Raw genomic sequence first — 14,364 nt, 5'->3', positions numbered from 1 at the left:
CTCACGGTCGGCGACCCGCTCGACCCGGCCACCCAGGTGGGCCCGCTGGTGGCCGAACGGCAGCAGCGCAGGAACCTCGACTACATCCGCATCGGGGCTCCGCCCCGGACCCCGTGGGCCTGAACCGGCCTCGTCCTCAAGCTCCCCCAGAGGGGGCACCCCCGGACGGGCTGTAAGAGGGGCGTCAGCGGCCCGGTCGTACCGTCATGTCGTTGATCTCCGCGTCCCTGGGGAGGTCGAGGGCCGTCAGGATGGTGGTGGCGATGGACTCGGGGGCGATCCACTGGGCGGGGTCGTACTCCTTGCCCTCCTGCTGGTGGACCTTGGCCTGCATGGGGCTGGTCGTGCGGCCGGGGTAGACCGAGGTGACGCGGACGCCGCCCGCGTGTTCCTCCTGGCGGAGGGAGTCGGCGAGGGCCTTGAGGCCGTGCTTGGAGGCGGCGTAGGCGGACCAGCCGGCGTGGGCGTTGAGACCGGACCCGGAGTTGACGAACACCACGTGCCCCCGGGAGGCACGCAGCTGGGGCAGGAAGTGGCGGGTCAGCTCGGCGGGGGCGATCAGGTTGACGTTGAGCTGGTGGCGCCAGGTCTTGGGGGTCAGATCGCCCACCTGGCCCAGGTCGACGACTCCGGCGATGTGCAACAACGAGTCCACCCGGTCGGGGAGCGTCTGGTGGGAGAAGGCCCAGGACAGCCGGTCCGGGTCGGCGAGGTCGCCGACGAGCGTCCTCGCCCCGGGGTACTCGGCCGCCAGTTCCTTCGCGCGGCCCGCGTCGCGCGCGTGCAGCACGAGGTCGTCCCCGCGCGCGTGCAGACGGCGGGCCACGGCCGCGCCGATGCCGGAACCCGCCCCGGTGATCACATGAGTAGCCATGGCGCCATGCTCGCACCGCCGGCCGCTCACCCGGCGCCCAGGTGCTCCTCCAGATAGGCCAGCGCCGCCGCCGGTTCCTCGGCGAAGCCGATCAGGTCGGCCAGCGGCCGGGGCAGGAAGCCCTCCTCCTCCATGCGGCGGAACTGCTGCTTCAGCCCGTCGTAGAAGCCCGCCGTGTTCAGCAGCACCACCGGCTTGTGGGTGCGGCCGTGCTTCTTCAGCTCCAGGATCTCGGTGGCCTCGTCGAGCGTCCCGGTGCCACCCACCATGATCACCACCGCGTCGGCCTTCTCCAGCAGCAGTGCCTTCCGCTCGGCGAGGTCCCCGGCGATCACCATCTCGTCGGCGCCGGGCCGCGCCCGGTTCGCCAGGAAGCCGACCGAGACGCCGACGAGACGGCCGCCCGCCTCCTGCACCCCGTCCGCGACCACCTTCATCAGGCCGACGTTCGAACCGCCCCAGACGAGCGTGTGCCCCGCCGCTCCGATCAGTTCGGCGAACTCGCGCGCGGGACGCGTGTAACGGTCGTCGAGGTCGGCGGCGGAGAGGAAGACACAGATTCGCATGCGGTCAGGGTACGAGGGGAGAACCCGGCGCCGGCCGCCGCTCTCCCGGCACGGCCCTGCTCTCGTACGGGCCGCCGCCACCCGGGTGGCCACCCTGCCCGAGGAGATCCGCGCAACCAGCGACTAGTCTTGGCGCGGGCCCCCCGTCGGCGGCTGCATTCGCAGTATTGGATCTCTCGTCCCAGATCGGTTCACCGCACCATGCACTCGTTCGAGCCGAATGTGCTCCCCGTGGGCCGGCAGACGGAGGTGGCTCGCCTTCTCCGAGTCGTGGAAGGCCGCGACGAGGCGCGGATGCTGATGCTGCTCGGTGAGGCCGGCACCGGCAAGTCGCGGTTGCTGTCGTTCGTCGTCGACCACGCGCGGGAGGGCGGGGCCCTCGTGCTGGCCTGCCAGGGTTCGGAGGCCGAGTCACACCAGTCCTTCGCGTCCCTGCACCAGTTGCTCCTCCCTCTTCTGCCCGAGGTCGCCACGCTGGCCGGCCATCTGCGCGGGGCACTCGAGACGGCGTTCGGCATCGCTCCCGCGGCGGGGGCGTTGGACCCCCTGCTGCTGCGGGTCGCGGTCCTGACGCTGCTGACCGAGGTCTCCCGTCGGGGGCCTGTGCTGCTGACGGTCGACGACGTGCAGCATTTCGACCGGGACTCCCTCGAAGTGCTCAGCTTCGTGATGCGCCGCCTCACGGCCGCCGATGTGTCGGTGCTGCTGGCGGCGCGCGGGCAGACGCCTCCCGAGGGGGTTCCGCAGGCTCTGCCCGCCATGCTGCTGGGACCGTTGGCCGAGCGGGACGCGGCCGAACTCGTGGACGCGCAGCCGCACGTTCCCACCGGCCGGACGCGGATCGAACTGCTGCGACAGGCGGGCGGCAATCCGCTGGCCATCATCGAACTGTGCCGCGCCGCGGCGGCGGGGGGCGCCGGCGTACTGCCCGGAGGCGGACTGCCCCAGACCGAGCGCATCCAGGAGCTGTACGCCGCCCGGCTGCGTGGTCTGCCGGAGAGGACCCGGCGGCTGATCCTCTACGCGGCCGCGTCGCAGTACGACGACCTCGACACGATCATGGCGGCCGCGGGCGCCGGAACGGATCTCTGGGCGTGGGCCCCGGCGGAGGAGGCCGGCCTGGTGACCGTCGTGGACGGGCGGGTGGTGTTCCGCCATCCGCTGGCACGCGCGGGCTCCTACCACGCGGCCCCGGCCTATCTGCGGCAGCAGGCGCACCGGGACCTGGCCGCGGCCCTCACGGCCGACCCGGCCCGCCGCGCCTGGCACCTGGCCGCCGCGTGTGTCGGCCACGACGAGTCCGTGGCGGCGGCGCTGGAGGACACCGCGGAACTCGCCGAGCGGCGGGGCGGGTTCTTCGCGGCGGCCGAGGCTCTGCAACGGTCCGCGGAGTGCAGCCCCGCGGCGGACGACAGGGCCCGCCGCTACGCGAAGGCGCTGAGAGCCGCCCAGAACGCCGGCGACCCCTCGTGGGTCGGTGAACTCCACGACAGGATCAGCGCGCTCACCGAGGACCGTGATCTGCTGGGCATGGCGGCCTGCGCCGCGGGCATGGCCCTGTCGCTGTTCGGCCGCCAACGTGAGGGTTTCCAGGTGCTGATGAACGCGCTGCGGCCGGATCCCCCCAGGGACCCCATGACGGTGGTCGCCCTGGTCAGCATCCTCCAGGCAGTCGCGTTCCAGTCGGGCCTGCCCGAGGTGAGGCACCCGATAGCCGCTCTGCTGGACGGAGTGGAGACCGGGGATCGCGACACCCCTTACGCCGAGCTGACGACGGCTGATGCCTCCGCTTCGGTACTGGCCGTGATCCGTGCCGGTGCCGATCCGGCCGATGCCACCGAACTGTTGCGGAGTATTCGTCGAGCGCCGGGCTCGCCCGACCGGCCGCTCGACGTCGCGGAGATGACACGGACAGTCGCTCTCGGCGGGGTGGCCTTCTACGCCGACGAGCCCGATCTGTGTGTGGAGTCCCTGCGCCGGGTCCACCCCGTGCTCCGCGCGTACGGTGCCATGGGCTCCGCCGCGCCCACCCTCGTGCCGATGGCCGTGACGCTGATCGAGACCGGGCGGTGGGCGGAGGCCGAGCAGCACCTGGAGACGACGGCGGCGCTGGCGGCGGTCCACAAGTGGATCTACATGCAGACCGACGTCGAGGCGCTGCGGGCGACGTTGCGCGGCCTGCGCGGCGAGCCGGAAGCCATGCCGGCGGACCAGGCGTGGACGGCGGTCGCACTGGAGGAGAACCGCGCCACCCACGCACTCCTCCTGCGGGCCGCCGGTACCGCCGCCGCGGCGGCCGGCGACTTCGACGCCGCGTTCCGGCACTTCCGGGCCCTCTTCGGCGAGGACGGGACAGCGCTGCACCACTTCCTCTCCCCCCGGTCGGTCGCCGATCTCGCCGCGGTCGCCCAGCGGACGGGCCGCCAGGAGGAGGCGGGGCGGGTCCTGGCAGCGGTGAGCAGCGAGCTGGGGGAGCGTCCGACAGCCCGGATGACGCTGCTGACGCACCACGCCGCCGCGCTGACGGGCACCGCGGAGGATGCCGAGGACCACTTCCGGCTCGCCACGGTGGACCCGGTGGGCGACCAGTGGCCGCTGGCGCGGGCACAGGCGAGGCTCCACTACGCGCAGTGGCTGCGCAGACAGCGACGCCCGCGGGAGGCCCGTCCGCTCCTGGCCATGGCACTGGAGACGTTCGCCCGGCTCGGCGCGGCCGGCCTGGCCGAGGAGGCCCGCGCCGAGTTGCGGGCGAGCGGCGTGGCCACCGCCCCCGCCCAGGCCGACCCGCTGGCGGAACTGAGCGCCCAGCAGCAGCAGATCGTCAGGCTGGCGGCACGAGGGCTGCGCAACCGGGAGATAGCGGAGCAGCTGATGCTCTCCCCTCGCACGGTCAGCTCCCACCTCTACAACGTCTATCCGAAGCTGGGTGTGAGCAGCCGCAACCAGCTCCGTGATCTGTTCGACGATCTGTGATCCACAGCGGGGGGACCGGCCCCCTGCGGGCCGACGGGCACACCGGCCGGCTCTCGGCGGCCCCCGTCCGGCCGCCGGCGGAGAAGGACCGTCAACTTACTGATGCCTGCCGGGCGGACTGCTTGCGAGGCTTGGGGGCGTGAGGCCGCCGTCGGCGGCACGTCCCGCGCAGGAAGAGACGCAGCCATGTCCGCCCTTTCTTGAAGATGCTCCCGTTGCCCGGCCTCACGCCGGCGGATGACGCGATCCGGGAGCGGGCGGGACGGGATACAGGGCGGCCGGCGGCGTCGCGGATGCCGACCGGTGCGGCCTGCCGCGGACGAACCACGCGGCAAGGGCAGGGACGCGGGGCTCCCCCACTCCCCTGCGAGGGGACTCGAGGCGCCGGACGCGCTGTCCCAGCACGAAGGGTATGGATTTCCATGGTTGAGCAGCGGCAGCGAATCCGTGTGGGCACTGACACGTTGCAGCGTCTGGTGGAGACGCTGGCGGCACGGCTGCGCCGCTCGGTGGTCGTCGACGACCCGCTGGCACGGCTGGTGTGTTCCAGTCAGCACTTCGGGGACGCGGACCCGGTCCGTATCCGCAGCCTCCTGCAGGGCAGGGCCGACGACGAGGTCATCCGGTACGTCCTCGACCAGGGGGTCGCCCAGTGGCCGAAGCCCGGATTCATCGCGGGGCACGATGAACTGGAACTGCTCACCCGGTACTGTGTGCCGCTGCGCGAACGCGGCCATCTGGTCGGCCTTCTGATGGTCGTCGCGCCCGACGGCACCCTGGCGGAGGACGAGGCCGGCACGGTCGCCGAGGCGGTGCCGGCCATCGCCGCGCAGATGTACGCACTCCAGCTGGCGGCCACCGAGGAAGCGACCGCGGCCCAGGACGCCCTGCTCGCGCTGGTGGACACCAGTCCGGTCGCCCGTGCCTCGGCCCGTCAGCAGCTCCTGACGAGCGGTCTGCTCACGGACGCGGCACACGCCCTGGTCAGTGTCGTCCGGCTGAGCCCCTCCCCGGAAACGCCGGGCCAGGCCGAGATCGCCCTGCGGGCCGCCCTGGAACCGTTTCTCCGGACACGGGCGGCGACCGGAATCATGGCAGTGGCCCCGGACAGCGCCGTACTCCTGCAGCTGTACGCCGAGCCGGTCGAGGAGCGGGAACTCGCCGCGCAGTCCGCCGCCATCCTGCGGACGCTCCGTACCTACCTCGCCGCCTCGGCCGCCCCCGTGCTGGGCATCGGCGGCGTCCAGGACGGTCTGGCCAACGCATGGGTCTCCCACTCCCAGGCGGTCGTCGCGGCCCGCGCGGCCCGCCGGATGCCGTATCTGGAGCACGTCGGAGTGTGGGACGCCCTGGGTGAGTACGCCGTGCTCCTCCAGGTACCGGCCGGTGCCTTCACCTCATCCCTGCTGCCCAAGCCCTTGCGCATGCTGCTGGAGAGTCCGGTGGGCCGGCGGCTGGAGACGACCCTGCGGTGCTTTCTGAAGCACGCCGGATCGATACCCCGCACCGCGGAGACCCTCGGGATCCACCGCACCTCGCTGCACTACCGGCTCCGCCAGATCCAGGAGATCACCGGACTGGACCTGGACAGCGGAGACGACCGGCTCGTGCTGCACCTGGGACTGCGCATCCACGACCTCCTGGAGCCGTCCGCAGCCGTCGGCACGCACTGAACGGCCCGGCCGCTGCGGGCCTTTCCGCAGATCGACGAAAAACCCCTCGGCCGATCCCTACGGAGAGCGGTGGTGGCCGTCTCCACCGGTGAAACAGAATGTGCTGCGAGGAATTGAGCAAGTGCCGGCCTCCTTTGTCCGGCCCCTCACCGACGCACCGAGCACAGCATCTCGGCAGCCGGAGAAACGAGAAGGAACCATGGGCGAATTGACGACGAGCGACGGTGTACGTCTGGTCTACCGGGACAGCGGAGGCGAGGCCCCCGCCTTGGTCATGCTGCACGGCTGGGGACAGACCCAGGCGATGTTCGAACACCAGCTGGCCGGTCTGGCGCCGGCCCGCCGGGTCATCACCCTCGACATGCGCGGCCACGGCGTGTCCGGCAAACCGCACCACGGCTATCGCATAGCCCGACTCGCCGCGGACGTCTTACAGCTCGTCGATCACCTCGGTCTCGACCGATTCGACGCTCTCGGCTGGTCGATGGGCGCATCGGTGTGGTGGAGCTTCATCGACCAGTACGGAACCGGCAGGCTCCGCCGCTTCGTGGTGGTGGACCAGCCCTCCGCCGTCGCGGCCGTGCCCTGGATGACGGACGAGGAGCAGCGGGCGTCAGGCGCCATCTTCGACGTCGCCGGCCTGCTCGAACTCGGTGCCGCCCTCGCGGGTCCGGACGGCGAGCGGGTACGTCACGACTTCGTGCGGAGCATGTTCTCCGGCAGCCCCGACCCCGCGGTCCTGTCGTTCGTCGCCGAGCAGATCAAGTCGACTCCGCCCTATGCGGGAGTTCCCCTGCTGTTCGACCACTGCGCGCAGGACTGGCGGGACGTGCTGCCCCGCATCGACCTCCCCACACTGGTCCTGGGCTGCGACGGGAGCCACGTCTCCCCCCGTTCCCAGGAGTTCATAGCCCAGCAGATCCCGGACGCACGGTTGCACATATTCCCGACCGCTGTGGCCAACTCGCACTTCCCCTTCCTCGAAAACCCGGCGGCCTTCAATTCCGTGGTCGAGGCATTCCTCTCGGACGGGCCGGCACAGGAGGATGCGCGGCCCAGGAGCACCACGTGAGGGCCCGGCGCCAGACATATTGAGGCAACAACGTGAAGACGACGGTCCGGTCAAGAAGAACATCTGCGTCAGAACATCCGCAGAAGGCAGAAGACGACATGCTCCTCGACAACAGTTCCGGCCCTTTCACAGGCATGCAATGGCCTGCCGGAAGCGATGACAGGATTCTGTACCTGGGCATCAACCTGTCCGACACGACGGTGTCTTTCCAGCCGGGGTCGACGCAGGTGATGAACCCAGGTGACCTCATCGTCACGAGGACCCTCCGGTCTGACCTGTGTTACGCCGAAGAGCTCACCTTCTTCCGTGTCCCCTGCTTCCTGCTCGACAGGTCCGCGGAAGTTCTGCGGCGCGACTCCGTGATCCACTTCAGCGGCGCGAGCGGCTTGGCCGCACTCGTCTCCCGGTTCCTGTCCGCCCTGGCCAGGACATCACCGTCCCAGGATCCGGCGGTCGGCAGACGGCTTGCCCTGAACACCGCCGATCTCGTCGCCCTGCTGATGAACGAGGTCCACGAGAGGAGCACCGCCGGCTCCGTGGATCCGGGTCGTGAACTGCTGCTGCGCATCCAGGGCTACATCCAGGAAAATCTCGCGGACAGTGACATGTCACCGGAATCGATAGCCCGGGCACACCACATCTCGGTGCGTTACCTCCACAAGCTCTTCCAGGCCGACGGCACCACGGTGGGAGCCTGGATCAGGCAGCACCGGCTTGCCGCCTGCCGGCTGGATCTCCGCCGGCAGCACCGCGCCGTGGCCGTCGTCGCCCAGTCCTGGGGCTTCACCAGCCCCTCCCACTTCAGCCGGCTCTTCCGCAAGGCGTACGGGCTGTCCCCGAAGGAATGGCAGAACTCGGGGATCTGAAGCATCGCGCAAGCGCGCCGCACCCCTGACGCCCGCCCCTTGCCCGCCTCGTGAGGCCCGACGCCCTGCGCGAGACCCATGCCGCCGAGGCCGCCCTCAGTCATGCCCTCAGCCATGCCATCAGCACGCTCCGAACCGCCTTCACCGACTGAACCCTCCGAGAGCAGGCCCACATGCCTCGTCCCACCGTAGTCCTGGTCCACGGCGCGTTCGCCGACGCCACCGGCTGGATGGGAGTCATCGACGACCTCCAGCGCGCCGGCGTCACCGTCGTCGCCCCGCCCAATCCGCTGCGCGGCCTCGCCCTGGACGCCGCCTACGTCGCCTCCGTGGCCGCCCAGATCCACGGCCCCGTCCTCCTGGTCGGCCACTCCTACGGCGGCGCGCTGATCACCGTCGCCGGCACCGTCGAAAACGTCGTCGGACTGGTCTACATCGCCGCCTTCATCCCCGAGGAAGGCGAAAGCCTCGGCGAACTGCAGGACCGCTTCGCCGCCTCCGCCCTGGCGGACCACCTTCGGCAGTGGACCTATCCCACCACCGACGGCACCACCGCCACCGAGGTCACCATCACGCAGGAAGCCTTCGCCTCGGTGTTCGCGGCCGACGTCTCCGACAGCGTCACCAGGGTCCTGGCCACCACGCAACGCCCGATCGCCCTCGCCGCCTTCACCGAGAAGGCCGCGGCCGCCGCCTGGAAGACCAAGCCGTCCTGGGCCCTGATCGCCGGCGCGGACCGGGCGATCAACCCGGACGTGGAACGCTTCGGCGCCGGGCGCGCCGCCGCGAACATGACGGAGATCGACGGAGCCTCCCACGCCGTGGCGCTCTCCCAGCCCAAGGCCGTCGCACAAGTCATCCTCGACGCCGTGCACGCCCTCGCCTGACCGTCCGGCCAGACCCTTTCCGGCCGACCGCACCGACCGCACCGACCGCACCCGACACCCTCGAACCACCCTACGAAGGAGTTTTCCGTGACCCGAATTTCCTCTGCCTGGCGCGTGAGACACCGCGGCCGCGGCGCCCTGGCGACCGCAACCGTCGCGGCGGTTCTCGCCGGGTTCGCGACTCTGTCGACAACGGCGGGGGCGGCCGCATCGGTGCCCACGCGGCCCAAGCCCACGATCGTCCTGGAGCACGGAGCGTTCGCCGACGCGTCCAGCTGGTCCGGCGTCATCGAGCGGCTGAACCGTGCGGGGTATCCGGTGGTGGCCGCAGCCGACCCGCTGCGCGGACCGGCCGCCGACGCCGCGTACCTGCGCAGCGTCCTCGACCGGGTGCACGGGCCCGTGGTCCTGGTGGGCCACTCCTACGGCGGCACCGTGATCAGTGAGGCGGCGGTGGGCCGGGAGAAGCAGGTCAAGGCACTCGTCTACGTCGCCGCGTTCCTGCCCGACGAGGGTGAGACCTCGCTGGAGCTGTCGAACAGGTTCCCCGGCAGCACCCTCGGCGCCGCGGTCGAAGCGGTGCCCTACGCTCTTCCGGACGGCGGACACGGGAACGACCTGTACATCAAGTCCGACAAGTTCCGCGCCCAGTTCGCCGCGGACGTCCCCCGTGGGCAGGCAGCGCTCATGGCCGCCACCCAGCGGCCCGTCGCCGCCTCCGCGCTGGAGGAACCCTCTGTCGGGGCCGCCTGGAAGCGCATCCCGTCCTGGTCCCTGATCGCCACCCAGGACTTCAACATCCCGCCCGCCGCCCAGCGGTTCATGTCCGAGCGCGCCCACGCCCACACCGTCGAGGTCAAGGCGTCCCACGCCGTCGCGGTGTCCCGGCCGGACTCCGTCGCCCGGCTCGTCCGCCAGGCCGCCGACTCGACCGCCCGCTGACCCCGTCGGCCATCACCCACGCCTACGTCGTGGCGGACGTGGTCGACGTGTCGCGAGCGATGACTTCCGTGCCGTACGGCAGTCTGCACCGGTATGGACATGGACAAGGAGACACTCTCCCGCGACGGCACCCGCATCGCCTACACGACGACCGGTGAGGGGCCGGCGGTCGTCCTCGTGAGCGGTGCGATGTCCACGGGCGGGACCGTGGCGCCGCTCGCGCACTGCCTCGCGGGCCGCTGCCGGGCCGTCGTGTACGACCGCCGGGGCCGCGGCGGGAGCGGCGACACCGCGCCGTACGCGGTGGAGCGCGAGGTCGAGGACATCGCGGCGCTGATCGAGGCGGTGGGTGGCGAGGCGGCGGTCTACGGCATCTCCTCGGGCGGCGCGCTGGCGCTGCGGGCGGCCGCCGGCGGGCTGCCGGTGCGCCGGGTGGCCGTGTACGAGACGCCCTTCGCCGTGGACGAGGCGGGGGCGCAGGGCCGGGCCGAGTACACCGGGAAGCTGGGCGAGGCACTCGCCGACGGCCGGCGCGGCGACGCGGTCGAACTCTTCCTGAGGCTCACGGGCCTGGCCGAGGAGATGATCCAGGGCGCCCGCCGGTCCCCCATGTGGGCCGACATGGAGGCGATCGCGCCGACCCTGGCCTACGACGACGCCGTGATGGGCGACGGCCTGGTCCCCCGGGACCGGCTCGCGTCCCTCCGCGTCCCCGTCCTGGCGGTCGCGGGCGGCGCGAGCCCGGGCTGGTTGCGCGAGGCCACCCGGACGGTCGCTCAGGCGGCGCTGACGGGCACCTACCGCGTCCTGGAGGCCCAGACCCACATGGTGGACCCGAACGTGCTCGCACCGGTGCTGGCGGAGTTCTTCACCGCGTAGGACGGCGGGGGCGGCCTCGGGGTCGCCCTCCTGCCAGCCCGGCAGCGTAAGGGCGTTGACGCCGTCGCGCAGGTGACGGGTCGCCTGGAGGTTCCCGGCGACCCCGGGCAGTGGGTGGTCGGGACCTCGCACGGTGCCCAGGACGAGTCCGAGCAGCGCGTCGAGTTGCCGGTCGTCGAGCCAGGGCCGGCCGTCCGGGCCGGGGTTGATCCGCGCGACGGCGGCCTTGAACCGCTTCGGGTAGACGGTCTCGGTGAACGAGGCACGCCCGGAGGCCGCCGGGTCGGTGGCCGGTTCCCCGGGCGGGGCGCCCTCCAGGTGCTCCCAGCCGAGGCCGACGAGCTGCCGTATCAGGGGGCGCTCGGTCTTCTCGTACTCCGGCAGCACCCGCCGCCCGTGCGCCCCCGTCGCCGTGCCGTTGCCGACCATTCCGCCGCCACCTCACGAAGCGTGCGCGCAATCGTACTCGTGAGGGTAGAGGTTTCCACGGGGCGCCAAAGGGCTGAGCCTGCGGCACAGAGATAGCCGATCAAGGACGAACGTCGAGCGAGTGCTCACCCGTCCGCCGGGGAGCGAGGATCCGGTAGTGGTTGTCGAAGGACAGGATCGCCGGATGCTGGAGGCGCCACGCCAGGCATGCGTTGATGGCATCGGTCAGGCCGATCGAGTGTCCCAGGTAGGCGCGTTGAACGTGTTCCGCCTCGGAGAGGAGCTTCGCGTCCACAACGGGGATGCGCGCATATCCGGTGGCCACGAGAGCACGCAGACGTGAGACGGCCTCTACGGCTTCCTTCTCAGAGGCCTGTTGATGAAGCAGGTAGTCGAGTTCCGCAAGGACGAGAGGGGAGAGGACGAGGATCCGTGCCAGGCCGAAAGCTTTGATTCCGTCCTGATGGCGATCGTCGCGGCGGTTGAAAGCGGCGAGCAGGACACTGGTGTCGACCACCGCCAGGCTGACGGGAAGGGTCACGCAGCGCTCCCGCCCCGCAAGTAGTCGTGCACGCGACTGGCAAGGTCGGGGGGGCCGTCGAAAAGACCCCAGTCGTCGATCGCGTCACCGGCGGACCCTTCGGGGATGACGAGCTTCCCGGCCGCCCATTCAATGGCCAGCGCCTCAGGGGTTCGGCCTTCCAGGGCGGCGAGGTCGCGCAGGATGCCGGCGACCGTCCCGGAGACCGTGACGTGTGCTTGGATCGGCCTCGGCTCATCGGGCGGCAATGCCGCGTCATCTACTGCCGGCATCAGCGGGGACTCCTTCGTTTTCAAGCGTTACGGCACTATATGTCGGCGAGCGGGTGGGAAGCGAAGGCCGGCGGGCTCGTTCCACAGCACAGCCGGAACACCACGCCGCCCGCGCTCCGGATCGGCCCGACCGGCCGTCAGGCGACGAGTGCGGAAGCCGGCCGGTCGTCGGGCGGTGGGCCGGGCAGGGTCAGCTCGAACCAGAGGCTCTTGCCGCCGGGTCCGTGCGGCTCACCTCCTATGGCACAGCCGCCCCACCGGTCGGCCACAGCGTCCAGGATCAGCAGCCCGCGCCCGCCCTCCGCGTCCGCTTCGGGTCCGGTTACGGCTCTGTCGGCAAAGCCGGGGAGCGTGGGCGGCAGGTCCGGGCTCATGTCCCAGACACTGACCCGCAGTACGGGATACAGCCACTGGAGCCTTACGGAGGCGGGGCCCTTGGTGTGCCGTACGGAGTTGGTCGTCAGCTCGCAGGCCAGCAACTCGGCGCGGTCGGCGAGTTCGGCGAGCCCGTGGGCGTCGAGCACGGCCCGGAGGGTGACTCGGGCGATGCCCGGCCCTCGCGGGTCACAGGGGAAGCGGAGTTCGTAGTGCCAGGGGGCGGCGAAGGGGATGGGTGGCGGGTGCGGGAGGCCGGAGAGGGGGTCGAGGGTGGGGAGGAGGTACGGGTTGAGCGCCGATGACGGGGACGGGTTCCGGCTTTCGGAGAGAAGGGGGCCGTGCATCAAAGTCTGTTCGTGGGGGCCCAGGCCGGTCGGCAGGCTTCGGTGGTGTGTAGCGATGCTGCGGGTGGGATCGCGGTGGTCCTGGTCTTTGCTCACTGGCACCTCCTGGGTGCGCGGTCGTGACGGGTTGGTCAGGGCATGCGCCAGAGCGTTCACGCTGCCGGGACCGGTGGCTCTGCCGCGCCCTCCCGGACGGCAGGAGAGGGCGGTGCACTTCCGGCTCCTGACAGGAACGAGCGGCACGGCTCACACCGTAGCGCGGCGAACACAACAGGTGATACCTCATTCACTACAACGGGTTGCATTTACAGGCCCATTGGACGCCATCCGTGAGCGTCGGCACACTGTGCGCAAAGAGGAAGAGGACCCATGGCACCACGTCAGACCCCCACAGTCCGTCAGCGTCGCTTCGGAGCCGAACTCCGGCGACTCCGCGAGGACGCAGGCCTCTCGGCGCCGCGCGCCGCCGAACTACTGGGGACCGACCGCACAACGATCTCCAACGTCGAGGCAGGACGCTTCGGCATCAGCGAGCAACGACTGCAACGCCTGGCGAGCATCTACGAGTGCGACGATCCGACCCTGATCGACGCACTCGCCGAAATGACCGGCGGCCGCTCGAGCGGCTGGTGGGACGAGTACCGAGGCAAGGTTCCGCCGGACTTCCTCGATGTGGCCGAGCTCGAACACCACGCCGTAGCCCTGCGCACTCTGCAGACCGCCCACATCCCAGGCATGTTCCAACTCGAAGACCACGCGCGAGCTCTTTTCGACCTCTTCATTCCTGCTCTTCCACGCCTGGAGGTCGAGCTTCGGATCGCCCAGCGGCTGGCCCGTCACGCCGTGATCACCAGGGAACCGGCCGTCTCCTACACCGGCCTGATCCACGAAGCAGCCCTGCACATGCAGGTGGGCGGCCCACGCGTAGCGCGCTCCCAGCTTGAATACCTGCTCCAGGAAAGCGAGCGCGACAACGTGACACTACGGGTGATCCCGTTCAGCGCAGGCGCCTTCCCCATGGCTGGAGACTCGGTGCTCTACGCATACGCGACGAGCACACACCTGGACACGGCGCAGGTGGATTCTCCGACCGGAGCAATCTTCTTCTACTCACCGACGCAGTTGGCCAACTTCCGCAGGCGCCTGGACGCCGTCGAACAAGTAGCGTTGAATGCACAGCGGTCCAGAGACGTGATCCTCAGAATCACCCAGAGCCTGTAAGGAGTACCCGATTTTGCCCGAGTTGAAGTGGCTGAAGTCTTCCTTCTCGGAGGCCTCCGGCAACAACTGCGTCGAAATCGCCTCGATAGCTGATGCCGTAGCGCTTCGAGAGAGCGAGGACCCCGTCAAGATCCTCACGACCGAACGCGGCCCGCTACTGTCGCTGATACGCAGCCTGAAGGGGAGCTTTCTACCTCAAGGGACATCAGACAGCTGAAGCACGTGCGCCTTAACCTTCCCAGGAGGTCTTCCACGACAGCCTTCTGAGTCGTACGGAGTTTAGCAATTCGCTTACTCAATGTGCGGACTAAGTTATTGAGCCTTTCTCGGTAACGTTTCGTGACGGTTCGTGATCTTCGTTCAGGGGTGCGGCCGTGTACGAGGCGGAGCAGGACGAGGGCGACCCGGGCGATGCGGGTGATGGCGGCGGGGTCGAGGCGGACGCGA

Annotated in this window: 15 protein-coding genes; 10 read left to right on the top strand and 5 right to left on the bottom strand. The window is 70.4% G+C overall.

Translation table 11 applies throughout. The annotated features are described in order from the left end of the window. Positions 1 to 184: 184 nt before the first annotated feature. Both ABZX30_RS35955 and ABZX30_RS35950 read right to left on the bottom strand, forming a co-directional pair. Positions 185 to 874, bottom strand: coding sequence for an SDR family oxidoreductase (locus ABZX30_RS35955; protein ID WP_355942007.1), 690 nt, complete (start codon positions 872 to 874; stop codon positions 185 to 187). Between the two features lie 26 nt (positions 875 to 900). Beyond that, positions 901 to 1,440: a TIGR00730 family Rossman fold protein gene (locus tag ABZX30_RS35950; RefSeq protein ID WP_355942004.1), complete on the bottom strand. Its 540-nt coding sequence runs from the start codon at positions 1,438 to 1,440 to the stop codon at positions 901 to 903. On the opposite strand from ABZX30_RS35950, the gene ABZX30_RS35945 reads away from it, so the two are divergent. The 8 genes from ABZX30_RS35945 (at position 1,439) to ABZX30_RS35910 (ending at position 10,732) form a co-directional block, all read left to right on the top strand. Next, positions 1,439 to 1,567, top strand: coding sequence for a hypothetical protein (locus ABZX30_RS35945; RefSeq protein ID WP_355942001.1), 129 nt, complete (start codon positions 1,439 to 1,441; stop codon positions 1,565 to 1,567). The two genes, ABZX30_RS35950 and ABZX30_RS35945, sit on opposite strands and share 2 nt — an antisense overlap. 74 nt (positions 1,568 to 1,641) lie before the next feature. Continuing rightward, positions 1,642 to 4,413 (top strand): AAA family ATPase, encoded by a 2,772-nt coding sequence (locus ABZX30_RS35940; RefSeq protein WP_355941998.1) that lies wholly within the window; start codon positions 1,642 to 1,644, stop codon positions 4,411 to 4,413. Positions 4,414 to 4,862: 449 nt separating this feature from the next. After that, positions 4,863 to 6,086, top strand: coding sequence for a helix-turn-helix domain-containing protein (locus tag ABZX30_RS35935; protein WP_355941995.1), 1,224 nt, complete (start codon positions 4,863 to 4,865; stop codon positions 6,084 to 6,086). Positions 6,087 to 6,285: 199 nt separating this feature from the next. Next, entirely contained in the window at positions 6,286 to 7,158 is an 873-nt protein-coding gene (locus tag ABZX30_RS35930; RefSeq protein ID WP_355941992.1) for an alpha/beta hydrolase, read from the top strand. A gap of 230 nt (positions 7,159 to 7,388) precedes the next feature. After that, a complete protein-coding gene (locus tag ABZX30_RS35925; protein WP_355941990.1) occupies positions 7,389 to 8,024 on the top strand; it encodes a helix-turn-helix transcriptional regulator in 636 nt (211 codons plus the stop codon). A gap of 173 nt (positions 8,025 to 8,197) precedes the next feature. Further along, entirely contained in the window at positions 8,198 to 8,911 is a 714-nt protein-coding gene (locus tag ABZX30_RS35920; RefSeq protein ID WP_355941987.1) for an alpha/beta hydrolase, read from the top strand. A 183-nt stretch (positions 8,912 to 9,094) separates the two neighbouring features. After that, positions 9,095 to 9,853: an alpha/beta hydrolase gene (locus ABZX30_RS35915; protein ID WP_355942010.1), complete on the top strand. Its 759-nt coding sequence runs from the start codon at positions 9,095 to 9,097 to the stop codon at positions 9,851 to 9,853. A 99-nt stretch (positions 9,854 to 9,952) separates the two neighbouring features. Beyond that, positions 9,953 to 10,732 carry an alpha/beta fold hydrolase gene (locus tag ABZX30_RS35910; RefSeq protein ID WP_355941984.1) on the top strand — a complete coding sequence of 260 codons (780 nt, stop codon included), beginning with the start codon at positions 9,953 to 9,955 and terminating at the stop codon, positions 10,730 to 10,732. 529 nt (positions 10,733 to 11,261) lie between these two features. On the opposite strand, the gene ABZX30_RS35905 is transcribed toward ABZX30_RS35910, so the two are convergent. From ABZX30_RS35905 to ABZX30_RS35895, 3 genes are all read right to left on the bottom strand, one after another. Beyond that, positions 11,262 to 11,702 carry a PIN domain-containing protein gene (locus tag ABZX30_RS35905; protein ID WP_355941981.1) on the bottom strand — a complete coding sequence of 147 codons (441 nt, stop codon included), beginning with the start codon at positions 11,700 to 11,702 and terminating at the stop codon, positions 11,262 to 11,264. Continuing rightward, a complete protein-coding gene (locus ABZX30_RS35900) occupies positions 11,699 to 11,998 on the bottom strand; it encodes a hypothetical protein (RefSeq protein ID WP_355941978.1) in 300 nt (99 codons plus the stop codon). Before ABZX30_RS35900 ends, ABZX30_RS35905 begins: the two co-directional genes overlap by 4 nt. A 113-nt stretch (positions 11,999 to 12,111) precedes the next feature. Then, a complete protein-coding gene (locus ABZX30_RS35895; RefSeq protein ID WP_355941975.1) occupies positions 12,112 to 12,792 on the bottom strand; it encodes an ATP-binding protein in 681 nt (226 codons plus the stop codon). A 273-nt stretch (positions 12,793 to 13,065) separates the two neighbouring features. On the opposite strand from ABZX30_RS35895, the gene ABZX30_RS35890 reads away from it, so the two are divergent. Together ABZX30_RS35890 and ABZX30_RS35885 are read left to right on the top strand one after the other, a co-directional pair. Beyond that, complete coding sequence (locus ABZX30_RS35890; protein WP_355941972.1) at positions 13,066 to 13,917, top strand: helix-turn-helix transcriptional regulator; 852 nt, start codon at positions 13,066 to 13,068, stop codon at positions 13,915 to 13,917. Between the two features lie 13 nt (positions 13,918 to 13,930). Further along, the gene (locus ABZX30_RS35885) at positions 13,931 to 14,134 is read left to right on the top strand and encodes a DUF397 domain-containing protein (RefSeq protein ID WP_355941969.1); all 204 of its coding nucleotides are present in this window, start codon (positions 13,931 to 13,933) and stop codon (positions 14,132 to 14,134) included. The last annotated feature ends 230 nt before the right edge of the window (positions 14,135 to 14,364 follow it).

Source organism: Streptomyces sp. NPDC004542 (assembly GCF_040610035.1).
Taxonomy (GTDB): domain Bacteria; phylum Actinomycetota; class Actinomycetes; order Streptomycetales; family Streptomycetaceae; genus Streptomyces.
The sequence above is the reverse complement of the archived record's forward strand: the minus strand, read 5'-3'. Positions and strand labels throughout refer to the sequence as shown.